Annotated in this window: 17 protein-coding genes and 1 tRNA gene; 15 read left to right on the top strand and 3 right to left on the bottom strand. The window is 56.0% G+C overall.

What is annotated here, in order from left to right:
• The first annotated feature begins 359 nt into the window (after window positions 1-359).
• The 11 genes from AC2TDA_RS14365 (at window position 360) to AC2TDA_RS14315 (ending at window position 14,443) form a co-directional block, all read left to right on the top strand.
• Window positions 360-1,049 carry a phosphatidylserine decarboxylase gene (locus tag AC2TDA_RS14365; protein WP_480877008.1) on the top strand — a complete coding sequence of 230 codons (690 nt, stop codon included), beginning with the start codon at window positions 360-362 and terminating at the stop codon, window positions 1,047-1,049.
• Window positions 1,050-1,105: 56 nt separating this feature from the next.
• Window positions 1,106-1,813, top strand: a complete 708-nt coding sequence (gene pssA, locus AC2TDA_RS14360; RefSeq protein WP_480878084.1) for a CDP-diacylglycerol--serine O-phosphatidyltransferase — start codon at window positions 1,106-1,108, stop codon at window positions 1,811-1,813.
• A 1-nt stretch (window position 1,814) separates the two neighbouring features.
• Window positions 1,815-2,438: a class I SAM-dependent methyltransferase gene (locus AC2TDA_RS14355; protein WP_480877005.1), complete on the top strand. Its 624-nt coding sequence runs from the start codon at window positions 1,815-1,817 to the stop codon at window positions 2,436-2,438.
• Between the two features lie 349 nt (window positions 2,439-2,787).
• Complete coding sequence (locus AC2TDA_RS14350; protein WP_480849128.1) at window positions 2,788-3,372, top strand: ANTAR domain-containing response regulator; 585 nt, start codon at window positions 2,788-2,790, stop codon at window positions 3,370-3,372.
• Entirely contained in the window at window positions 3,369-4,538 is a 1,170-nt protein-coding gene (locus AC2TDA_RS14345) for an ABC transporter substrate-binding protein (RefSeq protein ID WP_480877002.1), read from the top strand. The genes AC2TDA_RS14350 and AC2TDA_RS14345 overlap by 4 nt, the downstream gene beginning before the upstream one ends.
• A 269-nt stretch (window positions 4,539-4,807) precedes the next feature.
• Window positions 4,808-6,175, top strand: coding sequence for a CmpA/NrtA family ABC transporter substrate-binding protein (locus AC2TDA_RS14340; RefSeq protein WP_480876999.1), 1,368 nt, complete (start codon window positions 4,808-4,810; stop codon window positions 6,173-6,175).
• Window positions 6,176-6,249: 74 nt separating this feature from the next.
• Window positions 6,250-7,332: an ABC transporter permease gene (locus AC2TDA_RS14335; RefSeq protein WP_480876997.1), complete on the top strand. Its 1,083-nt coding sequence runs from the start codon at window positions 6,250-6,252 to the stop codon at window positions 7,330-7,332.
• Between the two features lie 5 nt (window positions 7,333-7,337).
• The gene (locus AC2TDA_RS14330; RefSeq protein WP_480876994.1) at window positions 7,338-9,017 is read left to right on the top strand and encodes an ABC transporter ATP-binding protein; all 1,680 of its coding nucleotides are present in this window, start codon (window positions 7,338-7,340) and stop codon (window positions 9,015-9,017) included.
• A gap of 4 nt (window positions 9,018-9,021) precedes the next feature.
• The gene (gene nirB, locus AC2TDA_RS14325) at window positions 9,022-11,454 is read left to right on the top strand and encodes a nitrite reductase large subunit NirB (RefSeq protein WP_480876991.1); all 2,433 of its coding nucleotides are present in this window, start codon (window positions 9,022-9,024) and stop codon (window positions 11,452-11,454) included.
• The gene (nirD, locus tag AC2TDA_RS14320; protein ID WP_480849120.1) at window positions 11,451-11,783 is read left to right on the top strand and encodes a nitrite reductase small subunit NirD; all 333 of its coding nucleotides are present in this window, start codon (window positions 11,451-11,453) and stop codon (window positions 11,781-11,783) included. Before nirB ends, nirD begins: the two co-directional genes overlap by 4 nt.
• Window positions 11,783-14,443 (top strand): molybdopterin-dependent oxidoreductase, encoded by a 2,661-nt coding sequence (locus AC2TDA_RS14315; RefSeq protein ID WP_480878082.1) that lies wholly within the window; start codon window positions 11,783-11,785, stop codon window positions 14,441-14,443. The genes nirD and AC2TDA_RS14315 overlap by 1 nt, the downstream gene beginning before the upstream one ends.
• 997 nt (window positions 14,444-15,440) lie before the next feature.
• Here AC2TDA_RS14315 and AC2TDA_RS14310 read toward each other — a convergent pair.
• Window positions 15,441-16,214, bottom strand: coding sequence for a FadR/GntR family transcriptional regulator (locus AC2TDA_RS14310; protein ID WP_480876988.1), 774 nt, complete (start codon window positions 16,212-16,214; stop codon window positions 15,441-15,443).
• Between the two features lie 329 nt (window positions 16,215-16,543).
• On the opposite strand from AC2TDA_RS14310, the gene AC2TDA_RS14305 reads away from it, so the two are divergent.
• The 3 genes from AC2TDA_RS14305 to dld all read left to right on the top strand — a co-directional run bounded on the left by AC2TDA_RS14305 (window position 16,544) and on the right by dld (window position 21,483).
• Window positions 16,544-17,596: a TRAP transporter substrate-binding protein gene (locus AC2TDA_RS14305; protein WP_480849117.1), complete on the top strand. Its 1,053-nt coding sequence runs from the start codon at window positions 16,544-16,546 to the stop codon at window positions 17,594-17,596.
• A gap of 124 nt (window positions 17,597-17,720) precedes the next feature.
• Entirely contained in the window at window positions 17,721-19,787 is a 2,067-nt protein-coding gene (locus AC2TDA_RS14300; protein ID WP_480876985.1) for a TRAP transporter large permease subunit, read from the top strand.
• A 13-nt stretch (window positions 19,788-19,800) separates the two neighbouring features.
• The gene (gene dld / locus AC2TDA_RS14295; protein ID WP_480876983.1) at window positions 19,801-21,483 is read left to right on the top strand and encodes a D-lactate dehydrogenase; all 1,683 of its coding nucleotides are present in this window, start codon (window positions 19,801-19,803) and stop codon (window positions 21,481-21,483) included.
• 1,252 nt (window positions 21,484-22,735) lie between these two features.
• On the opposite strand, the gene AC2TDA_RS14290 is transcribed toward dld, so the two are convergent.
• Window positions 22,736-22,810: transfer RNA gene (locus tag AC2TDA_RS14290), tRNA-Gln, on the bottom strand.
• 440 nt (window positions 22,811-23,250) lie between these two features.
• On the bottom strand, window positions 23,251-23,772 hold the full coding sequence (locus AC2TDA_RS14285) for an SH3 domain-containing protein (RefSeq protein ID WP_480876982.1): 522 nt from the start codon (window positions 23,770-23,772) through the stop codon (window positions 23,251-23,253).
• A 138-nt stretch (window positions 23,773-23,910) separates the two neighbouring features.
• Here AC2TDA_RS14285 and AC2TDA_RS14280 point away from each other — a divergent pair, with 138 nt between their 5' ends.
• Window positions 23,911-24,897: a 2-hydroxyacid dehydrogenase gene (locus AC2TDA_RS14280; RefSeq protein ID WP_480849110.1), complete on the top strand. Its 987-nt coding sequence runs from the start codon at window positions 23,911-23,913 to the stop codon at window positions 24,895-24,897.

The raw sequence follows: 24,897 nt of genomic DNA, 5'->3' as shown, positions 1-24,897 counted from the left end.
TATTTGTTGTCCCACAGAAGGCACCGATCACCACGACCGGTTCTTCCCCATTCTGCGCTGCCAAGTCAGTCATGACCGTCGGAAATCCACCCGTATCAACCCGACGCTTCCAGCGATTGTAGAACAGCAGCGCGGATTGGAATGTCGCCAATTGGTCATCGACAAGTGCGAATTCGCTGCAACTGCATAAACGACACCTAACCGGGCAATGATTTGGTGGCCAAAATTTTGGGCGTAAGCAACATAGCTCTACATGCGATCAGAATATCTGATGCCTTTGGCTAGCCTCCAGATTGCGCTTGCACTCAGGCTCAGTCGTCGTATGACGATAAATGAAGTTGCCGCGAGGGAAGTTTGTAATGCAAATGCTTGGCACATTCATCAAGCCGATGCACCCCGAGGGCATCAAGTTTGTCGGGATTTTCGCACTGGTCACCTTGGGGCTGTTTCTGCTTTCGCCTGTTTTGGGTTGGGTTGGTATTGGCCTGACGATCTGGTGTTACTATTTCTTCCGCGACCCCAAACGCATTACACCCACTCGCCCCGGACTGATCGTAAGCCCGGCGGATGGTATCGTATCACTGATCGAACCCGCGGCTCCGCCAGCGGAGCTTGGCATGGCGGAGACGCCGCTCACGCGTGTCAGCGTTTTCATGAGCGTTTTCAATTGCCACGTGAACCGGAGCCCGGTTGCTGGCGAGATCACGTCCGTCGCCTATCGCCCCGGTAAGTTTTTCAACGCCTCTTTGGACAAAGCCAGCACCGACAATGAGCGTAACGGCCTGTGTATTCGGATGCCAAACGGGCAGGAACTTGCAGTGGTCCAGATCGCTGGTCTGGTGGCTCGCCGTATCGTCTGTTTTGTGGCCTGCGGCACGCAAATGCAGACGGGTGAGCGTTTCGGCCTGATCCGGTTTGGCTCACGCTTGGATGTCTATCTGCCGCCCGGTGTGACACCGTTGGTCAGTATTGGCCAGACTATGATTGCGGGCGAAACCGTGTTGGCCGAATTGCCCGTCTATGATGACGGATCGAGGACAGAACGGTGAATGGCGGTCGGGACAAGGCCATCACGGATTTTGCGCTGGTTCAGCTGATCCCGAATATGCTGACAATTGCAGCGATCTGCGCCGGCTTGTCGGCAATACGGTTTGGGATCCAGGGCAACCAGGTGTTGGCCGTGCAACTGATCGTGGCCGCCTGTGTTCTGGACGGACTTGACGGGCGTATTGCGCGCCTACTGAGCAGCGACAGCAAGATGGGGGCTGAACTCGATTCTCTGGCGGATTTTTTGAATTTTGGTATCGCACCGCCGCTGGTCCTCTATCTCTGGGCGCTCCAGGATATGCGCAGCGCGGGTTGGATATCGGTTCTGGTCTTCGCCGTCTGTTGTGTCATGCGTCTGGCCCGGTTCAATGTCAGCAACAAGACTGACGAAGATGAGACATCAAACGATTATTTTATCGGCGTGCCTGCGCCGGCCGGTGCGCTGCTGGTCCTGTTGCCGATGTCTGTTTCGTTTGCCTTTGCCAACACGCCTCTTCTGCCAGGTATCGTCATCTGCGCCTATATGGTCCTGATCGGCTTTCTGATGATCAGTCGTATTCCGACCTGGTCGTTCAAATCCGTCAGTGTGTCGCGGGACAACGTAAAAATATTTCTGGTGGGTTTCGCTTTTGTCGGAGCGGCGGTTCTAACCTACGCCTGGACTACTTTGGTTGTCCTGTGCGTCGGGTATGTTGGGATAGTTCTTTGGCACCTTTGTTTCAGAGGATCCCGCGCACTCACTCAACCGATCAGGAAGGGGAAGTAAGTTGAAAATCGAGGCGGTTCAAACCTCATATGCCCGCTGGGCACCGGTATATGACAAAACCTTCGGTGCAGTGACCAATGTAGGCAGACGTCGGGCAGTGGACTACATCAACACCCGCGCGGGGTCGGTGCTTGAGGTCGGTGTGGGGACCGGACTTTCACTGCAGCACTACAAAGCCGATCTGCAGGTGACCGGCATCGATTTCAGCAGCCAGATGCTGGCCAAAGCCCAAAGCAAAGTACAGCACCTGGGATTGAAGCAGGTCGTGGCACTAAAGCAGATGGATGCCCGTTCACTCGAATTTCCTGACAATTCTTTCGATATCATTGCCGCAATGCATGTGCTTTCGGTCGTACCCGACCCCGAACAAGTCATGTCCGAGATTGCCCGCGTGCTCAAACCGGGTGGCAAGGTCGTCATCACTAACCACTTTGTACGTAGCCAGGGCGTGCTGGCCATTCTGGAACGGATTTCCGCCCCCTTCGCCAACATCATAGGTTGGCATTCGGATTTCGAAATCGAAACGGTCCTGCAAGAGCCAAGCCTTGCGGTCGAAGAGCAGAAATCCTTGCCTCCACTGGGTATGATGACTTTTCTGGTTCTGACCAAAACTGCAAGAACCTGATTTGCTCAACGGCTGATCGCGGCCAGACGCAGTTCGCGCGGGCCAAATAGATGTCTGTGTCAGCTATTAGCGTTTTGCTTCTTAATCCCAGATGCATGGCTTCATCGCGATTTTGGCTCAATGCGCCATACAAATAGATAGCTTCTATTGCCTATCTCCGACCAAAATGGTCTCGCCTTATGAACCTGCTTACTGGTCTAATCGCTGAGGCAGGCTAGAATCGCATTCTGCGTTGTTTTTCAGCAAATCCGTACATTTTGCTGACAGGTTGGGCGCGACACACGTGTTTTAGTCGTTGCCTGAGCCGGTAGCATTGTCTCTACCTAAGCCGTTGCCCAAGCCGGTGGGCATGAACCGCAATTTGACCGTCGTAGTAGTTGAACAAAACCGTGACCGTGCTTTCGCAATTGTCGATGCACTGAAAGAGTCTGGTAACGTCGACGTATATGTGATCGGAAATGTCTCGGGGCTTGCACGCAAGATCGCCACCCACAGCCCGGATATTGTGCTGATCGATATCGATAACCCTTCGCGCGATATGCTTGAAGAGCTTACAATCGCCTCTGGTCCAATGGAGAGGCCAGTGGCGATGTTCGTGACCGGTGCCGCCGGGGGGCTTGCCAAAGACGCAGTTGAGGCAGGTGTTTCGGCATATGTCGTCGACGGGCTGCAAGCTGAGAGGATCAAGCCTGTCATAGATACGGCGATTGCCAGGTTTCAGGTCCTGCGCCAGATGCGCACGGAACTTGCCGAGACACAACGCGCGCTGGAGGAGCGAAAAGTCATCGACAGGGCGAAGGGATTGCTGATGAAAGCCAAAGGCATCCAAGAAGACGAAGCCTACGCTCTTCTACGCAAGACTGCGATGAACCAGAACCGCCGCGTTGCCGATGTGGCCGAAGCCCTTGTAACGGCGTCCGGGCTGTTATCATGAGAACGGTCTCTCTTCCCGTTGCGTATATGCCGCTAGTCGACGCGGCCCCATTGATCGTTGCAAGAGAAATGGGGTTTGACCATGCCGAGGGGGTGTCGCTGGAGCTGCACCCGGCGCCGTCCTGGTCATCACTGCGGGACATGTTGGCCTTTGGACATGTCGATGCAGCACATCTTCTATCTCCGATCCCGATTGCTACGAGATTGGGCCTGGGCGGCATCGCAACACCCCTGTCGGCTGTTTCGGTTCTCTCGCTGAATGGAAATGTCATCGGAGTTGGACGCGCGCTGGAACAGTCGCTTCGCGCTCAGGGTTACTCATTTGACTTCCATGATGCGAGTGCCGCTGGAGCCGCACTCGCGCGGGTCGCGGATGGCACGCTGGTGTTTGGTGTACCGTTTCCTTTTTCCATGCATGTCGAGCTTTTGCGGTATTGGGTAGAAGGAACCGAATTGGAATCTACGCAGGTCGAGATTCGAACCGTTCCGCCACCGTTGATGGCTCAGGCACTCGCGGCGGGTGAGATTGACGCCTTTTGTGTTGGAGAGCCTTGGGGGTCCGCCTCTGTCGAGGATCAAGCCGGTGCATTACTGCTGCCCGGGCGCGCGATCTGGTCCTGTGCGCCCGAAAAGGTTCTGGCAGTCAGGTCGGGATGGGCTGACACCGAGCCGCATTTGCTAGGCAGCCTGATGCGCGCGGTTTGGCGCGCTGGTCGCTGGCTTTCGAGCACAGGTAGCAGGACAACGGCTACGGAAATGCTGGCGCGTAAATCCCATCTGAATGTATCCCCGGAACTGATTGACCGTGCGCTGTCAGGAGCGTTCACGATTTCTTCCCGAGGTGAGCAACGTCATGTCGATCGATTTGTTGAATTCTATGACGGCGCAGCCACCTTCCCCTGGCGCAGTCAAGCTAAGTGGATCGCGCATCGTCTGGCGAAAAGAAACGGTCTGAACGCCTCGGATGCAGAGCATCGGGTCGCCGGGATTTTCCGCAGCGACCTGTACCGACGTGAGTTGCAAAACACGGGGGCAGAATTGCCGGGCGCTTCGGCAAAGCTGGAAGGCGCGAATCCCCATGCGAACGCCGTAGCATCGGCCCAAGGCGGTCTGATCCTGCCTCCAAACGTGTTTTTTGACCGCCAAATTTTTGAGCCGTCCGAATAGCTCTGCACAATCTTTTTGCACTGCAGCATAGAAAAATGCTGCGACGCAGAAAAAACAAAGCCCCAGTACCTGTTTTGGGATGACGGCACACATCGACGATGGCTTAATTTGATTATCGGAAGGCAACGACGCCCGCCGAAGGAATTCACCCGAAGACGACGGGTACCAATCAAGAGCAAAGCCGCTCGACCAACCGCCAACTCCTCCTGGCGGTGTGTGTCGGCGGCTTTTTTGTTTGCCCGAGAAGGGCAGGACCGAAAGGGACCAAGATGAATAGACTTCTTCTAAGCCTTGCTGCGACAACAGCGCTGGCCACGCCGTCATTTGCCGAATTGCTGGAGCTGGAGAAAGACGAACTGACTTTTGGCTTCATTAAGCTGACCGATATGGCGCCTCTGGCCGTGGCGTACGAGCAGGGGTATTTTCTGGATGAGGGCCTGTTTGTGACCTTGGAAGCGCAGGCCAACTGGAAAGTCTTGCTGGATGGTGTGATCGACGGGCAACTGGATGGTGCCCACATGCTGGCGGGTCAGCCCTTGGCCGCGACCATCGGATACGGGACTGAGGCACACATAGTCACGCCGTTTTCGATGGACCTGAACGGCAACGGCATCACCGTGTCAAACGAAATCTGGGAAGAGATGAAGCCCAACATTCCGGTGATGGACGACGGCCGCCCTCAGCACCCGATCAGCGCCGAGGCTTTGGCCCCGGTGGTGGAAAAATACAAATCCGAAGGCAAGCCCTTCAACATGGGCATGGTCTTCCCGGTTTCGACCCACAATTACGAGCTTCGGTATTGGCTGGCAGCCGGTGGACTGCACCCAGGTTATTACAGCCCCGATGACGTGACTGGTCAGATCGGTGCGGATGTATTCCTGTCAGTGACCCCTCCGCCGCAGATGCCCGCCACTTTGGAGGCCGGAACAATCTACGGCTATTGTGTGGGAGAGCCTTGGAACCAGCAAGCGGTGTTCAAGGGCATCGGTGTGCCGGTCATCACAGATTACGAGCTGTGGAAGAACAACCCCGAAAAGGTTTTTGGCATCACCGCAGAATTTGCCGAAGAGTATCCGAATACCACCTTGGCTGTGACGAAGGCGCTGATCCGTGCGGCGATGTGGCTGGACGAAAACGACAACGCCAACCGACCCGAAGCTGTCGAAATACTCAGCCGACCTGAATATGTAGGCGCGGATTATGATGTCATCGCAAACTCGATGACCGGTACTTTCGAATATGAAAAGGGCGACAAACGCGAAGTTCCGGATTTCAACGTGTTCTTCCGCTACAACGCGACTTATCCGTTCTACTCGGACGCTGTCTGGTACCTGACTCAAATGCGCCGTTGGGGTCAGATTGCCGACGCCAAGCCCGATAGCTGGTACGACGAAGTCGCCAAATCGGTTTACAAGCCTGAGGTCTACCTCGCCGCGGCCCGCCTGCTGGTGGACGAAGGTCTGGCGAATGAGGCTGATTTTCCCTGGGACAGCGATGGTTACAAGGCGCCGACACCAGCTGCGGATATCATCGACGGCATCGTCTATGACGGCCGCGTGCCCAACGCCTACCTCGAAAGCCTGTCCATCGGTCTGAAGGGCGATCAGAAGATCGTCGGCTCGGACGTACAAGGCTAATCCCGAAACGCCGCGCCCGGCTTTGATCGGGCGTGGCCCCCCAGGTTCCGCCCGCCAGTGCAAGGACACATCAAATGACAACGGTCGATCCAGAATTTAACGCAGACGCCGCCCGCGAGGAGCGTCGCGCCCGCCTTTTCACCCGCATTAATGCCGCCGACAAATGGTTCCAGGTACTGGGTCTCAGCTGGGCCACTCCGATCCTGAAGGCCGCTGCCGGAGACAATCCGCGTGCCCAGTTGGGCCAGATATGGAAGCTGCTGATTGTGCCCTTGCTGTCGATCTGCGTCTTCTTGCTGCTGTGGGCGACGCTGGCGCCCAAGGTGCAGACGTCTTTGGGCGCAGTACCCGGACCAGCGCAGGTCTGGGAAGAGATGGTCAGCCTAAATAACGACGCCCAGGCCAAGGCTGCAAAACGCGCCAAGTTCGAGGAAATGGTCGAAAAACGGAACCAGAAGTTCATTGACGCCGGTCAGCCTGAAAAGGTGAAAGACGTCGCCTTTACCGGTGCGCCATCCTACTACCAACAAATCTGGACCTCGATTAAGACCGTATTTTTCGGGTTTGTGGTTGCGACCGTTGTGGCCGTACCGCTTGGAATCGCTGCAGGCCTGTCTCCTACAGCAAATGCCGCCTTGAACCCACTTATTCAGATCTTCAAACCGGTCTCACCGCTGGCTTGGTTGCCCATCGTCACCATGATCGTTTCCGCAGTTTACGTCACCAATGACGGTTGGTTTGCCAAGTCGTTCCTGATCTCGGCAATCACCGTGACCCTGTGTTCGCTGTGGCCGACCCTGATCAACACGTCACTCGGTGTCGCGTCGATCGACAAGGATCTGGTGAACGTCTCGAAAGTTCTGAAGATGAACACCTACACCAAGATCACCAAGCTGGTATTGCCGTCGGCCCTGCCGCTGATCTTCACTGGCTTGCGCCTCAGTCTGGGCGTCGGCTGGATGGTTCTGATCGCGGCCGAAATGCTTGCGCAAAACCCCGGTCTGGGCAAATTCGTCTGGGATGAATTCCAGAACGGCTCGTCCAGTTCGCTGGCCAAGATCATGGTTGCGGTCTTCACCATCGGTATCATCGGCTTCCTGCTGGACCGGGTGATGTACGCGCTGCAATCCCTCTTTACCTTTACCAACAACCGGTGAGCGCGATGAGCATTCTAAGCTTCAAGAACGCCTCGAAATCCTTCAGTGAAGGGACTGCCCGTACCGATGTGCTGAAAGGTATCGACCTTGATGTGCAAGAGGGCGAGTTTCTGGTGATCCTCGGTTTCTCGGGCACCGGCAAAACTACCCTGATCAATCTGATGGCCGGGCTGGATACCCCGACTGACGGTGAGATCTTGTTTAAGGGCGCCTCGATCCAAGGACCGGGCCCGGAACGGGGGGTGATTTTCCAGAACTATTCGCTAATGCCGTGGCTGACGGTCAGCGGGAATGTCGGGCTGGCGGTTGATACGGTTTTTCCGGGTCTCAGCAAGGCCGAAAAGGCCGAGAAGATCGCGCGTTACGTCAAGATGGTGGGTCTCAGCCACGCAGCGACGCGCCGTCCGGCGGAACTGTCAGGTGGGATGCGCCAGCGGGTCAACGTGGCTCGTGCGCTGTCGATGAACCCCGAGGTTCTGCTGCTGGATGAGCCGTTGTCGGCGCTCGACGCCCTGACGCGTGCCAATCTGGCGGATGAGATTGAACATATCTGGGAAGCCGACAAGAAGACCTGTGTGCTGATCACCAATGACGTGGACGAGGCCATCGTACTGGCTGACCGCATCATCGCGCTGAACCCCGATGGCACGCTGGGGCAGGAGTTTCGTGTGTCGATCCCGCGCCCGCGCGACCGGGGGGCGATGAACAATGATGAGATCTTTAAACAGCTGCGAGCAGACGTCACCAAATATCTGATGGATGTGGGGATCGAAGCCAAGGTTGAAGGCTCGCGCATCCTGCCAGATGTGACACCGATCCATGGCGTGCCGACAGCGGTGGCAGAGGCGCAAAAAGGGTTGATTGAGAACCGCTTCCTCGACTTCTCTCAATTGCACAAGGTCTATCCGACGCCCAAAGGGCCGTTGACTGTAGTCGAAGATTTCGATCTGAAGATCGACAAGGGTGAGTTCATCTCGCTGATCGGCCATTCCGGGTGTGGCAAATCCACGGTTCTGACGATGGCGGCGGGGCTGAACGAAATCTCGAAAGGTGCGATCAAGCTGGATGGCCGCCATGTCGAAGGGGCTGATCCAGAACGCGCCGTGGTGTTCCAATCCCCCAACCTGTTCCCTTGGCTCAGCGCCAAAGAGAACGTCGCGATTGGTGTCGACAAGGTCTATCCCAAAGCCAGCATCGCCGAGCGGCAGGACGTAGTTGAATATTACTTGGAACGGGTCGGTCTGGCCGATGCGATGGATAAATCAGCCTCTGATCTGTCGAACGGCATGAAGCAACGCGTCGGCATCGCCCGCGCCTTTGCCCTGTCGCCCAAACTGCTGTTGTTGGACGAGCCCTTCGGAATGCTCGACAGCCTGACGCGCTGGGAATTGCAGGAAGTGCTGATGGAGGTCTGGTCCCGCACCAAGGTGACCGCGATCTGCGTGACCCATGACGTGGATGAGGCGATCCTGCTAGCCGACCGCGTGGTGATGATGACCAACGGCCCGCAGGCGACCATTGGCAAGATCGCCAAGGTCGATCTACCTCGACCACGGACACGCAAGGCGTTGCTGGAACATCCCGATTACTACACCTACCGGCAGGAAGTTCTCAGTTTTCTTGAAGAGTACGAACACGGCGCCAAGCCGAAATCGTCCGCCCCCAAGGCGATTGCAGCGGAGTGATGATATGAAACAAAGACTAGTCGTAATAGGTGCGGGAATGGCCTCGGGCAGGGTGCTGGAGCACTTGACAGACGCCGCGCCCGAAAGGTTCGATATTACCCTGTTCAACGCAGAACCGCGTGGGAACTACAACCGCATCATGCTCAGCCCGGTCCTGTCGGGAGAGAAAACGTACGAAGAGATCGTTACCCATGATGATGACTGGTACGCCGAACGGAACGTAAACTGTCGTTTTGGCGAGCAGGTGGTGAAGATCGACCGCGAGATGAAGGTGGTCGAGGGCACGAATGGGCATGTGCCCTACGACAAGTTGGTGATCGCGACCGGATCGAACCCGTTCATTATTCCGATGCCCGGTCACGATCTGGACGGCGTGATCGCCTATCGTGATCTGGAAGATACCCAGCAGATGATGGGTATGGGTCCGGACAATAAGGTTGTCGTGATCGGCGGCGGTTTGCTGGGGCTTGAGGCTGCTGCGGGCATGGCTGCCCATGGCGTTGACGTGACCGTGGTTCACATCATGGGTCACCTGATGGAGCGGCAGTTGGATGAAGCCGCCGGATACTTGCTAAAAAAGTCTCTGGAGGACAAAGGCATAAAGATCTGCCTTCAGGCGAATTCCAAGGAAATCCTCGGGCAGGGCGGCAAGGTCCGTGCACTGCTGCTGGAGGATGGCACCGAACTGCCCTGCGATCTACTGGTCATGGCCGTGGGCATCCGTCCCAACGCTTCGCTCGCGCAAGAGGCTGGGTTGGCTACCGGGCGGGGTATACATGTGGATGATCAGATGTTGACTTCTGACCCGGATGTCTACGCCCTAGGCGAATGTGTTGAGCATGACGGGGCTGTCTTCGGTCTCGTCGCGCCGCTCTACGATCAGGCCAATGTGGCCTCGCGGTCTCTGTTGGGTGAAGATGCTGCTTTCGTGCAGAAAACCTTGTCGACAAAGCTGAAAGTCACCGGCTGCGATCTGTTCAGCGCTGGTGATTTCACCGATGGTCCAGGGCGCGAGGATATTGTTTTCCGTGACCCTTCGCGCGGGGTCTACAAGCGCCTTGTCATTGAAGAAGACCGCCTGATCGGTGCGGTGATGTATGGTGACACTGCTGACGGCAGCTGGTTCTTCGGCCTGATCAAGGACGGTACCAGCGTCGAAGAAATGCGTGAGACGCTGATCTTTGGTCCAGCCTATCAGGGGGGCGATACTGCGGACCCTCTCTCAGCCGTTGCAGCATTGCCGCCTGAGGCGGAGATTTGCGGCTGCAACGGCGTATGCAAAGGCGACATTGTCGAGGCGATCGGCGCAGGCGCCCACGATCTTGGTGCCGTGCGAACAACCACCAAGGCCAGCGCGTCTTGCGGGACCTGTACGGGACTGGTCGAACAGTTGCTGCAGGTCACACTGGGCGACGGGTTCGAAATACCGACGGCCCAGCCGATTTGTGGCTGCACAGATCTGACGCATGAAGACGTGCGCCGTCTGATCAAGGGGCAGGAACTGAAAAGCCAGGCTGCCGTCTGGCAGGAACTCGGCTGGACCACGCCCAATGGCTGTCATGTCTGCCGTCCGGCAATCAACTATTACCTGCTAGCGGATTGGCCTCTGGACTACAGGGACGACCCGCAAAGCCGGTTCGTCAATGAACGCAAGCACGCCAACATTCAGAAGGACGGTACCTTCAGCGTCGTGCCACGTATGTGGGGTGGGATTACCACTCCGGAAGAACTGCGCGCCATCGCAGATGCAGCTGACAAATACGACGTGCCAACCGTCAAGGTCACAGGGGGTCAGCGCATCGACCTGCTGGGTGTCAAGGGCGAGGACCTGCCTTCGATCTGGTCGGATCTGAACAAGGCGGGACTGGTTTCGGGCCATGCCTATTCCAAGGGCCTGCGTACGGTCAAAACCTGTGTTGGCACCGATCACTGCCGGTTTGGGACGCAGGACAGCACGGGGTTGGGCATCAAGCTTGAGAAAATCTTGTGGGGATCTTGGACGCCACACAAACTGAAATTGGCCGTGTCGGGTTGCCCGCGCAACTGTGCCGAGGCGACCTGCAAGGACATCGGTGTGGTCTGCGTGGACTCAGGATTTCAGATCAGCATAGGCGGTGCTGCGGGCATGGACGTGAAGGAGACCGAGCTGCTGTGTCAAGTTCCCACGGAGCAGGAGGCGATCGAGGTCGTGATGGCCGTTACGCAGGCGTATCGTGAAGGCGGTAAGTATCTGGATCGACTTTATAAATGGTTGGGTAAGGTCGGTATGGACTGGGTAAAGGGGCAGGTGGTCGACGTTGAAAACCGTGCCGCCTTGGTCGCCCGATTTGAAGTGTCGCAAAGTGTTTATCGCAAGGACCCTTGGGCAGAGCACGTGCGGGAGAAGGCGCAGTGCTACGCGCCGATTGCAGATTTCACATTGGAGGCCGCGGAATGAGCTGGATCGACATTGGACATATCGACGACATTCCCCTTCGCGGCGCGCGTTTGGTGAAAACCCATATCGGCTGCATTGCCGTCTTTCGCACTGCTGAGGCCGAGGTGTTTGCCGCCACCAACAGTTGCCCGCACAAGGGTGGCCCTCTGTCAGAAGGGATCGTTCATGGCCAGTCGGTGACTTGCCCGTTGCACAACTGGGTCTTCGATCTGAACACAGGCGAAGCGCAGGGCGCAGATGATGGTCGGATCACCACATACCCCGTTCGGATCGAGGCAGGGCGCATTCTGATGGACGACAGCGCCGTAACCCAACGGAGTGCCGCTTGATGGACGGAACAGGCCTGCCAGAGGTTCGATCGACCTGTGCATATTGCGGCGTGGGATGCGGGGTCCTGCTGCGTCCGGACGGCGCCGGAGGGCTGACGGTACGCGGCGATCCGGACCACCCTGCAAACTACGGTCGGTTATGTTCCAAAGGCTCCGCCTTGGGTGAAACTGTTGGCTTAGAACACCGCCTGCTGACGCCGCGCGCTTTTGGGCGGGACACAAATTGGGACGATGCTTTGCAATTGGTCGCGGACCGGTTTTCCAGCGCGATTGCTGAACATGGCCCAGACAGTGTGGCCTTCTACGTTTCGGGGCAATTGCTGACCGAAGACTATTACGTCGCCAACAAGCTGATGAAGGGCTTCATGGGCTCGGCCAACATCGACACCAACTCGCGGTTATGCATGGCGTCGACCGTTGCAGGGCATAAAAGAGCCTTCGGTGCCGATACAGTGCCAGGCACCTACGAGGATCTGGACGAGGCCGATCTTGTCGTCCTTGTGGGCTCAAACCTCGCATGGTGCCATCCGGTGTTGTATCAACGCATACTGGCTGCACGTCAGGCGCGCGGCACAAAGATCGTCGTGATCGACCCGCGGCGCACTGCAAGTTGTGATCAGGCCGACCTGCATCTGGCGTTACGACCGGGCAGCGACGTCGCGCTTTTTAATCGGCTTTTGGTGAGAATTAACGATGCCGGCCATGTCGCCCCAGATTTTCTCAAGCAGACCGTAGGCTTCTCTGAGGCACTGAACGCTGCGGGGCGAGATGACCCGGCAGTGACTGGTTTGACGCAGGATGAAATCAATAGGTTTTGCGATCTATGGGTAAAAACCGAACGCGTTGTCACGATCTTCAGCCAGGGTGTGAATCAATCGTCCAGCGGGACGGACAAAGTGAACGCAATCCTCAACTGTCACCTTGCTACGGGTCGGATCGGTCGCCCCGGCATGGGTCCTTTTTCGGTCACCGGACAACCTAACGCGATGGGCGGGCGCGAGGTCGGCGGCCTGGCCAATATGCTGGCCTGTCATCTGGACATTGAGAACGCCGATCACCGCGCCGCCGTTCAGCAGTTCTGGAATGCTCCGTCGATGCCCAACAGGCCAGGATTAAAGGCGGTGGATCTATTCCACGCGGTTAATGAAGGTCAGATCAAAGCGTTGTGGATCATTCACACCAACCCGGCTGTCACCATGCCCGATGCCGACAAGGTTGCAAACGCCATCGCAGAATGCCCTTTCACCGTGGTCAGCGATCTTACCGATAAAACTGACACTGCACGTTTGGCCGATGTCCTTCTTCCCGCTGCCGGCTGGGCAGAAAAAAGCGGCACCGTCACGAATTCCGACCGCACCATAAGCCGTCAACGTGCAGCCTTGCCTCCGCCAGGACACGCGCGGCCCGATTGGGACATTCTGGCTGAAGTTGGGCGCCGTATGGGGTGGGACATGGCATTCGACTACCGGTCTCCCGCCGAAATCTTTAGAGAATACGCGGCGCTTTCGTCGGTTGCGAGCGGGTTTGGAAGGGACTTCGACATTTCCGGGTTGGCGGACATCACCGATGCCGCTTACGCAGAATTGGAGCCTGTAAAATGGCCGGTCGCCAAAAACCGCAACGGCGGAAGGTTTTTCCGCCGCGGGCACTTCTTTCATCCGGACGGCAAAGCGCGGTTTGTGCCGGTACATCACAGACCGCCCGCAACGAACACCGATCAGAAGTATCCCTTTCGCCTGAACACCGGTCGCATACGGGATCAGTGGCACACGATGACCCGCAGCGGATTGTCGCCCCGCCTGTCGGCGCACCTTGCCGAACCGTTTTTGGACATTCACCCCGAAGATGCAAGACGCCTTGACCTGTCCCCTGCAGATCTTGTTGAGGTCGAAAGCTCTGTGGGTCGCGCGATATTTCGGGCGCGCGTGACTGATGCAGTGGCGCCGGGTCAGGTTTTTGCGCCGATTCACTGGACCGGTGAGACGGCACCGTCTGCACGCGTAGATATGCTGGTTCCCAGCGTGACCGATCCAATTTCCGGGCAGCCGGAAAGCAAGGCCACCGCAGTTTCCGTTCGTGGCGTGAAAGCCGCCTGGTATGGTTTTGCCGTTTCAACGGAACCAATGTCACCACCCGTTGAATATTGGGCGACAGCCAGATCAGAAAAGGGATATCGCACGGAACTGGCTGGAGACGCGCCCGTCAAAGATTGGGAAAAAACAGCACGCGGCTGGTTTGGGTTGCCGGACGCGGCAGTCATATCAATTACCGATCCAGCACGGGGATCCTATCGCCTTGCCTTGGCAGAAGGGAGCCGGTTGAAAGCCGTCTTATTCATCGCGCGGGAACCGGTGACGGTGATGCGCGACTATGTATCGACGCTGCTTGAAACAGCGACCGAGCAGGTTTTAACCGGCCGCGCACCTCTGACATTTGAAGATGCGGGCCCAATAATCTGCTCGTGTTTTGGGGTTGGGCTGAACACGATTACTCGCGCTATCGAAACGAAACGATTGGTCAGTGTGGATGAAATTGGAGCGATGCTTCAAGCGGGATCAAACTGCGGCTCCTGTCGTCCTGAGCTCGCCGAATTGCTCAAGAAACGTTCAGTTTGCGGAAGCCGCACATCGCAGATCAAGCCACAACACAATATCGCATAGAGCGGTCGGAATACGGCCAGTACAAAGTCATGTACAACCGTTGGAAGGGGTGGAATGAAAAGCACCTTTACCTGTTCCATCAGGATGTCCCGCCGAACCTGCTCGTCGCTGACGTGTGCCCAGAAATCTGAGGTAGCGTTCGGCAGGTAACAGCCCTCTGCGGGTATTCGCTAAACAAAGTGTCTTTGGCATCGCTGCGGGGCAAAGCAGATACTCGATAGGGTCGATACAGCAAACCGTGTTAGGGGTTTGCCATGGAGAACACGACGCCAAGTTCCGGGCCTAGGCGCCGGACATCCGTTTGTCGTTATGTCAAAACAAATAGTGCCAACCCTATGCACTTCGAATGCCCTATTAATGCGACTAGGTCTACGACGACGTCGTTGAAGCATACACCTACTACACTCCGACGCCGGACTTCTCGCTACCGGGCAGAGTAGGGAATTGCGCGATAGCGATATTGTTCGTGCCGCAAACTCACGCGGAGCAAAAAACGAATTCACAGTATCGGCTATTTCCAGGCTTTCTCTGCAACTTGAAGGAAAGGCTGGTAGCAGCCCTAAGCTGAAATTGAGTTCCAGTACCCTTGGTGCGATGCAATCTTCCGGAACAACCGAAAAGTCCCTGCCGGATTTGTCATATGCGGGTGCTTGCTATGATCGGTCGCAATGCTTGCCCGATACTATTCTGCATTATGAAGTTTCCACGTGTTAGAGCATACCTTCCGACTTCCAGTCGGACCCGCCTCATCCCGAGTAAGGTCATGCAGAACAACACCGGGAAGCACTGCGTTTTCTGTCGCTGCTATCACATCGTTTGGTTGGCGAAGTATTGCTATCTGGTGCGTGACATTGGCCGACAGAATGAGGTCGGTATCTTGCGCAGAGTGCCTCCCCTCGGTCACGTGTATATGTTTGCGCTAGCACTGCTGGGGCCGTAGGTTCTGGCGGCTCAGCTAGCGGAATAACAAGATCGGATCCGCTGGCTACAACAATGACTAGTCTGAGAATTGGCGCCTTTTTGCAGCGCGGATTTCACGCGATTGTCGTTCCTGACCTACGCGGAAGGAGGTCTCGACAAAATCCATGTGCTGCCGGGCTGCGGCTTCGGCTCGGATAGGGTCGCCGTCGATGATGGCTTGCGCAATCTCTTTGTGCTGCTCCAATAGCGCCTCGCCCGAGCCGTCCATTGTGCGCAGAAACCTGCGATTATAAAACACCCCCTGACGGGTAAGGTCATAGATCGAGGCCATCATATGAATTAGGGTCGTATTCTGGCTGGCATCGACGACCGCTGCATGCAGTCGAAAGTCGGCATCTTCGCTGGCGTCATTGTCATCTTCTTCCCACGCCTTTTGCAAATCGTTGATGATTTCCGCGATACGTTCTTTGTCGGATTGAGTAGCGCGTTGCGCAGCCAGGCGGCTGGCAAAGACTTCCTGCTCGCGGCGATATTCAAGATAATCATAGAAAGCATCGCCATGGCGGGCATAAAGCGACAACAGGGCAGGGGACATGGCCCGTCCGGTTAGCGGGGCGATAAAGGTACCTTCGCCATGACGCACGGTGACCAAGCCGCGGTTTTCCAGCGTTTGAAGTGCTTCGCGCAACTTGGGACGCGAAACTCCCATGGCTTCGGCGAGGTCTCGTTCTGAGGGAATTTTTCGGCCCTCTTTCAGGATACCGTCGACGATCATCGTCTCGATTTGCTCGACGACGGCATCGGCGATTGATTCGTGACCCACGGGATCAAATAGGCTGTTGGCGCTCATGGTTCTTGTCCGGTGCTGAATATGTGGGGCACATAGGTTGTTCTTAAAATTTACCACTGATCTATTGTATTGCAAGCGAAACTACCCAAAAATACGGATAAAAGTTTTTTGAGTAACTATTTGTTTTTAAATAAATAGATCGAGATCCAAGAGAATTGAGGAAAAAATTGCAAAATCTGATGTTCGCTCACAGTCAATTGTTTTGGGATCAAGTGGTAAATTAAATTGTTGACTGGTAGATGTGGTAAAGAATATTTACCAGGTGTGCCGCTGACGCGGTGAGACTGGCAGCCGGACTATTGGCTGACCCGCACCTTGGAGGAGAAATCATGAAAACCACCCTGACCTCGATTGCCGTCGCTGCCTCACTGCTGGCAGCGCCGGTTGCTCATGCGGCAGATAAGATGTTGCTCAAGACCCCAATCGCGTTCTCAACCGCGCTGCCGGGTCTGGGATCGCCAATTCCGCGCGTGGCCGAACAACTGGACCTGATGTCCGGCGGCACGCTGAAAATGAAGGTTTATGAGCCGGGCAAACTGGTTCCGCCATTCGAAATTCTGGACGCTGTGTCCTCGGGCAAGATCAACTCGGGCTACACCACGGCTGGATACTGGGCCGGCAAAATTCCCGCAGCTCCGCTGTTTTCCGCTGTCCCGTTTGGCCCCGAGGCGGGCGAATACATGGCCTGGCTGTATTATGGCAACGGCATGAGCCTGTATCAGGAGATGTATGACCAGGCGGGCTTCAACGTGCACGTCATTCCATGCGCCATTATCGCCCCCGAAACATCGGGTTGGTTCGCGACAGAAATCAATAGCCCCGAAGACCTGAACGGCCTGAAGATGCGCTTCTTTGGTCTGGGTGGTGAAGTCATGCAGAAGTTGGGCGTTGCCACGTCACTGCTGCCGGGCGGCGAAATCTTCCCTGCGCTGGAAAAAGGCGCCATCGACGCGACTGAGTTTTCGATGCCTGCGATCGACGCGCGTCTGGGGTTCCACAAGCTGGTCAAGTACAACTATTTCCCCGGCTGGCACCAACAGGCCACCGTGTTTGAATTGATGATCAACAAGGACGTTTGGAACGAAGCCAGCGACCAGCACAAGTCGATCATCGAAAATGCCTGCAAGGCATCGATGGCCGATAGTTTTGCAGAAGGTGAGGCAATCCAGCATGCGGCCTTGCTCGACAACGTTGAAAACAACGGCGTTCAGATCAAGCAATGGAATGACGAGATGCTCGAGACGTTCCGCGCAACCTGGGAAGAGGTTGCAGCCGAACAGGCCGCCAACGACGCATTTTTTGCCAAGGTTCTGGCCGACATGAACGAATTCCGCGATGGCTATGCCGTCTGGAAAGAGAACGCGTTCCTCCCCCGCAAGTGATCAACCACTTGCGACTGTCCGGAGGCAGCACGATCCGCCGCCTCCGGATCCCCTGATTTTCTTCACTTTTAGTACATACCGGGCGCATTCACGTCCCCACCGCCTAATTCTCGAGGAGGAGACCATGGCCGAGATACACCGTCATCAGGACGACCCGATTGAAGTCTATGAAAGCATCCTTGAGCACGGCGAGCCTGATCGTCAGGCATTGGCCGTCGCCATCGACAAAGGCGTCAAGGGTATCAGCCATGTTGTCATGTGGGCCAACCTGCTTCTGGTCGCTGCCATCGTTTCACAGGTGGCCATGCGTTATCTGTTCAATCAAAACTATCCCAAGCTGGATGAAATTCAGTGGCATTTCTATGGGTTGGTAACGATGATCGGTATTTCGTATGCGCTGGTCACCGACAGCCATGTTCGTGTCGATCTGCTGCACATGCAGCTCAGTCTGCGGGCCCGTCGGATTATTGAAATAATCGGTATCTTTGCCCTTCTGGTCCCGTTCATCTACCTGATGGTCGATCAGGGCTATGATTACTTCTACGAAAGCTGGCGCGTGAATGAATCCTCGGACAGCCCTACCGGTTTGCCTGCCCGCTGGGCCTTGAAGGCGGTGATCCCGATCAGTTTTGTCCTGCTTGCTTTGGCTGCAGGCGCACGTTTGATCCACGACATTCACGCGCTGATCGCCAATCTCGAGGAAGAACGTCGGGGTAAGGGCCTGCGCCTGATATTCTGGGCGCTGTTGGGATTTGCCGTTGTGGCAACCGCGCTGACTTTCCTTGTCGAGACGACTGAAGAAAAGCTCGTCATCGCAATGTTCCTGACCTTCATCGCGCTTTTGTTCACCGGCTTCCCGGTGGCATGGACGCTGGCAGGGGTAGGGGTCGCCTATTGCGGTCTGGCCTATCTGTTCGACAACGGCATGATGAACTGGACGGGTCTAGAGGAAACGCTGACCGGTCTCGATTACCTGACACTGGGCGCGGTGGTGAACCGAGTCTATGCCACCATGTCCAATGCGGTGCTTGTGGCGCTTCCGATGTTTATCTTCATGGGCCTGATGCTGGACGAATCCGGCGTGGCCGAGCGGTTGATGTCGTCGATGCAGCGCCTGTTTGGCACAGTTCGGGGTGGGCTGGCGATCACGGTCACAATGATTGGGATTATCCTGGCTGCTTCAACGGGTATAATCGGCGCCTCCGTCGTTCTGCTGGGCGTGTTGTCGCTGCCTTCGATGATGGAGCAGAAATACAGCCCTTCTCTGGCGGCAGGCGTAGTCTCGGCAAGTGGCACGCTGGGCATCCTGATTCCACCATCGATCATGTTGGTCATCATGGCCGACCAGATGGCCTTGTCCGTGGGTGATCTGTTCATGGCCGCAGTATTCCCCGGGGTGATCATTGGCGCACTGTATCTGACCTATATCTTCGTGGTTGCCCTGATCAAACGTGATGTAGCTCCGGTGCCTGAAGGCGCGACCCGTCCCGATTGGGCAGCTGTCAAAGATGTGTTGATTGCTGTCCTGCCTACTCTGGCACTGATCCTGGCGGTTTTGGGATCGATCTTTGCAGGCCTCACCACACCAACCGAAGCCTCGGGCGTCGGCGCATTGGGCGCGACCCTGCTGGCGCTGGGGTATCGCAAGCTGACACTGGTCAAGCTGGTGAATGTTTTGAAAGCCACGTTCAATACGACCGCCTATATTTTCGCGATCTTCCTTGGCGCGACCGTATTTTCCTATGTCCTGCGTGAGCTGGGCGGAGATGCGCTGATCGAAGAGATGATCCAGGGCACGGGTTTTGGCCCCAACGGCACCGTTTTCATGATCCTGTTCATCGTCTTCCTGCTGGGCTTCGTTCTGGACTGGATCGAGATCACGCTAATTGTGCTGCCTCTGATGCGTCCGATCGTCAACGGGCTGGGTCTGGACATCAATGGATTCGGCGTCATCGATGAGCCGGCACTGGTGTGGTTCGTGATCCTCGTCGCGGTGACACTGCAAACTTCGTTCCTTACGCCGCCCGTGGGCTTTGCGCTGTTCTACCTGAAAGGTGTCTGCCCTCCCGAAATCAAGCTGACCGATATCTACAAGGGCATCATTCCGTTCGTGATCCTGCAGCTTACTGGCTTGTTCTTTGTCTTCCTATGGCCTCAATTGGCGACGTGGCTTCCTTCGGTCGCGTATTAAGGAGGGCCTCGGGATGACCGACATCGACCTGATCAAGCAGTTACAGGCCATTTGCGGGCGACGGCATGTGTTGACTTCTGCCCGCAGCACCCGCCGCTTCCGCCTGGGTTTCCGATCCGGTGAGGGGGATGCATTGGCAGTCGTCCAGCCTGGGACATTGCTTGAGCAGTGGCAGGTGCTTGAGGCCTGCGTTGACGCCGACAAGATCGTTATCATGCAGGCCGCCAATACCGGTCTGACCGAAGGATCCACGCCTAAAGGGCAGTACGATCGGGATGTGGTGCTGATCAACACGCGTCGCATGGATCAGCTGCACCTGATCAACGATGGCCATCAAGTGATCAGCTTTCCGGGCAGCACCCTGTTTGCGCTGGAAAAACTTTTGGCCCCGATTGGCCGACAACCCCATTCGGTGATAGGGTCGTCCTGCATCGGAGCATCGGTGGTTGGCGGTGTCTGCAACAACTCGGGCGGTTCTCTGGTCGAGCGTGGGCCCTCCTACACCGAACTGTCTCTGTATGCCCGCATCACAAAGGATGGTGTTTTGGAACTTGTCAATCATCTGGGCGTTCGCCTGGGTGACACACCGGAAGAGATCCTGACCCGGTTGCAAACAGGCGAATTCAGCGCCGAAGACATTGAGACCGATAATCGAAAAGCCTCGGATACTGATTACGCCCGTCGTGTACGCAACGTGGACGCCGACACCCCGGCTCGTTTCAACGCCGACAAGTCGCGGTTGTACGAAGCAGCGGGTTGCGCGGGTAAACTGGCTGTTTTTGCAGTGCGGCTGGACACGTATGCCAAGAACGAAACCGAGCGTACATTCTTTATCGGAGCACAAGACACCGCAGCACTGACCGAACTGCGCCGGCGTATCCTTTCAGATTTCAAAACGCTGCCAGTTAGTGCCGAATACATGCATCAGGAAGTTTTTGATATCTCGGATCGATATGGCAAAGACACGATGGTCATGATCGACAAGCTGGGAACTGACCGTTTGCCGACTTTTTTTGCCATCAAGGGCGCGGTGGATTCACGGCTCGAAGGTGTTCCGGTCCTTGCCAATTTCACCGACCGGTTCATGCAGTTTGCAATGCGCTTTTGGCCGGACATCCTGCCGCGCCGGATGCGGGCTTATCGGGATCGGTTCCCACATCACCTGATCCTCAAGATGCGCGATGACGGTATTGAAGAAGCCCGGAATCTGCTCGACGGTATGACCGCGGATAGCAAGTTGGATTTCTTCGAGTGCGACACACGTGAGGCCAAGATCGCTGGGCTGCACCGCTTCGCTGCAGCAGGGGCCGCCATTCGTTACATGAAAGTGCATGCGCACGAAGTGGAAGACATCATCGCGCTCGATATCGCGCTACGGCGCAACGATACAGATTGGTTCGAGGATTTACCGACGGAAATCGCCGACCAATTGGTGAGCAAGCTATATTACGGCCATTTCATGTGCCATGTGCTGCATCAGGACTACATCGTCAAGAAAGGCGCCGACCCCAAAGCGCTCAAATCCGCGATGTTGGACATATTGGATAAACGCGGCGCTGAATACCCGGCTGAGCACAATGTCGGGCATCTTTATGCGGCCAAACCTGCACTTTCTGCGTTCTACAAATCGGTCGACCCAACAAACAGCATGAATCCAGGAATCGGCAAAATGTCTCGCAACAGGAACTACTTGTAAAAACTTTCTCTGTCGAAGGCGCTGTCGCCGACTGGAATGCAAGAGGACTGAACGGGATCAAACGAAAAACAATCGAAACACGATGTATGCTTCACCGTAAATCCGCCGCATAACCAATCCAACCAGTGGAGCCAATTCCCTCTTAGATCAGACTGCTCTCTGGCCCGAAATCCCCGACAACGGGCAATTGCTCAGGGCTAAATCCGGACTTTGATATCTTCAGAGCGTTTGTCCGAGTGGACTGGGGCCGATGTGCATCGCGTTGTCAAAGAACTTCTGACGTTTTCACCTCCGTTTCAGCATCGCAAGCGCTGTGCCGGGGCAAAACTCATCATTGGCAACAAGCTGGCGGAATCAGGCGAAACCTGCTGCGATATCGCTCGGGCCCACCGGCAATTTGAGCAGGCATGATCTGGCAACGCCTTCGGCGAAATTCCTGCTGCTGAAGGCGTTTCAATACGCCGTATACAGCATTTGGTTGAGCTGACATCACCAAGGCCCTAACCTTGTTTGATCACCAAACAGGCCAGCAGAAAGAAAAAGCTCAATCGGGCACCCTGTGGCGTCGGAGAGGGTACGCAGCTTCGTGGTCACACTGCCATTCGTCAGGGTGATCAGTTTGCCACTCGCCCTTTCTTCAACCGCACGCAGAAGAATGTGCTGTGCTCCTTGAAGTAGGTTGTTTAAATCATGATCGTCCTGTTGTCCGTGTCCCCAGCAGCTAAACCGTCAACGATTTTAACAAATACGCTCATATTGCTTCGCCGCTTCTATCGGTTGTAAATCGTCTTTGACAGTCTATTTCCACAAGTCACATCCGACCACTGAGCCTCCCCAACTGAACTGACCCATCCCTATGTTTGGGGTTGGCGGCGTGCCAATTCTTCCACCCGAGGCATTTTGGCGGCGACGCGTTGGGATGTTCCCAGGTCATTTTTAAGTCACGATTGAGACCGCCGTGAGATCTGGCTTAGTCAGCTTTGAATGACCGCTTATGCAGACCTGGGGGAGGATATTAGCAGGTGCAGCGAAATCACACTTTTCGCTCGCCGCGCTGAGAATCGGCTGGTTTTCCGTCTGCACGAGAGTCTCAGACGTGTACGAATTTCTGAACGGCAACTTCGACGCTGAAAGCGTGCTCAAATTGCCTGTGTCTTGGATTTTGAAACGGAAATTCTATTCTTCCCCAGACAAGTTTCCAAGTCTCATAGGGCAGGTTCCAGATTTCGCCGGATATCAAGACTGAAAATCATGGCTGGGGTGGTAGGATTCGAACCTACGATACACGGTACCAAAAACCGCTGCCTTACCACTTGGCTACACCCCAACGGTGAGCGGCTATCTACGACTGTTGCTTTCCGGGTTCAAGAGCTTTTTGGACAAAATATTGCGTAACTCGCAATTTGTTTCAGGTGCGTTCTATTGGTTTCTTTCACGCTAACGAATTTGAGGAATCCGTTGCAAGCGGGCTGACTTTCAATGGTTATTTGTTCCTTCAGTTCCAGCCTAAAATGCTGTTGGGATCGACACATGAATCAATGGTAAGCGGGAGGGTGCACAGTCTGGAGCGAACCAAAGGGCCAAGAAACAAAGCGCGCCGAGAAACCTGAACTTGTTTCAAGCCGAAAATTACCATCTGTAACGCGTCAAAGACAGGACCCGTGTGAATGATGTCGCCTGATGTAACCGCCGAAGGTTGTTGACGCGGGATATGGGCTTGGAGCTGTTTGTCGCAGAAGGACTCGAATTGCTTCGAAACGGTGGCCGCTATTCGCGAATCTCGGATAGGTTGACGCCCCACAGGTTGGTTTTCTGGGTCCACCCTCGATACCCGCCAGCTGAGATTTGGCACCAATCATTCGTGCAACTGCCCAGTCGCGCGACCACGCCGGTTTCGAAATGTGCGTTTACCTGTGAGTTTGGGTCAGGCATTGCAAATATCGGCAACAAGTCGGGCTCGATCAGTACTGTGCGAACACCAGACAGAAGCGCGTAGTGTACCCATCCGCCTGCGCCGTCACGATCCTGAACCCTGCGCCAGTTGCCGTATTCGGCGGTGACCTGCAATGGCATGCCGCGCCGTTTGAACACCCAATCGATTCGATGAGTCAGCGACGGCCCGCGGCGGACGTTACCCTCGGCGGCTTTCATTGACACATAGCGTGGCAAGGGCAAGTTGGTGACCGGCCCGCGATTGTCCTGCGCGTTTGCCGACAAAGCACCGAACGCGACCAGAAACGCGAAAATCAGCGCCAAACCGCGGCGTTTCACCCAAAAAATAGCACTCACTGCCTGCCTGCTCTTATGCCTGTTTATCGTGTTTCGAAAAAAGGTTGCGTCAATGCACATGGGGTTCTTGTGCCCCGCCTGTTCCTGAGCCACGATGCCATGGCGCGCGACTGTTTGCAAAGCAGTAGGAGGGCTGAGGTGCCAAGAGAACGTCTGAGTGTTGTCGTTACGCGACGGTTGCCCGAGGCCGTGGAAACAAGATTGAGCGAGCTTTTCGATGTGCGTCTGCGCGACGACGATACGCCAATGTCTCGCGAAGAACTTGTTGCTGCGGTGAAAAATGCGGACGTGTTGGTGCCAACCATCACCGACATGATTGACGGCGGGATTCTGGGGCAGGCCGGAGAAAACCTGCGGCTGATCGCCAACTACGGGGCAGGGGTCGACAATATCGACGTTGCTACTGCCCGGCAGCGTGGAATCCTGGTCTCGAACACGCCGGGCGTGCTGACGGATGACACGGCAGATATGACCATGGCACTGATCCTGTCGGTCACACGCCGTATCCCCGAAGGCCTGGGCCTTATGCAAAAGGGTGACTGGTCTGGCTGGGCTCCTACAGCGCTGTTGGGAGGGCGGGTAGGTGGTCGCCGATTGGGGATTCTAGGTATGGGCCGGATCGGGCAGGCCGTTGCTCGACGCGCCAGCGCGTTTGGAATGCAGATTCATTACCACAATCGCCGCAGGCTGCGGCCCGAGATAGAACAGGAACTGGAAGCAACCTACTGGGAAAGCCTGGACCAAATGGTTGCGCGTATGGACGTCATTTCGGTTAATTGCCCGTCAACCCCTTCGACATTTCACTTGATGAATGCGCGACGATTGAAGTTGATGAAGCCTTCGGCAGTGATCGTAAATACTTCGCGTGGCGAAGTTATCGACGAGAACGCGTTGACGAGAATGATTCGCACAGGCGAGATCGCTGGCGCGGGTCTGGATGTATATGAACACGGGACCGATGTGAATCCGCGCCTGCGGCAAATGCCTAACGTGGTGCTGCTTCCTCATATGGGGTCGGCCACGCTCGAAGGCCGGATTGAGATGGGTGAGAAAGTCATTATCAACATCAAGACATTTGAAGATGGTCACCGCCCGCCGGATCAGGTCGTACCCGCCATGCTGTAG

It is taken from the genome of Ruegeria sp. HKCCD6426, from assembly GCF_057221115.1.
Note: the sequence above shows the minus strand (reverse complement) of the source record. Positions and strands in the feature narration are given on the sequence as shown.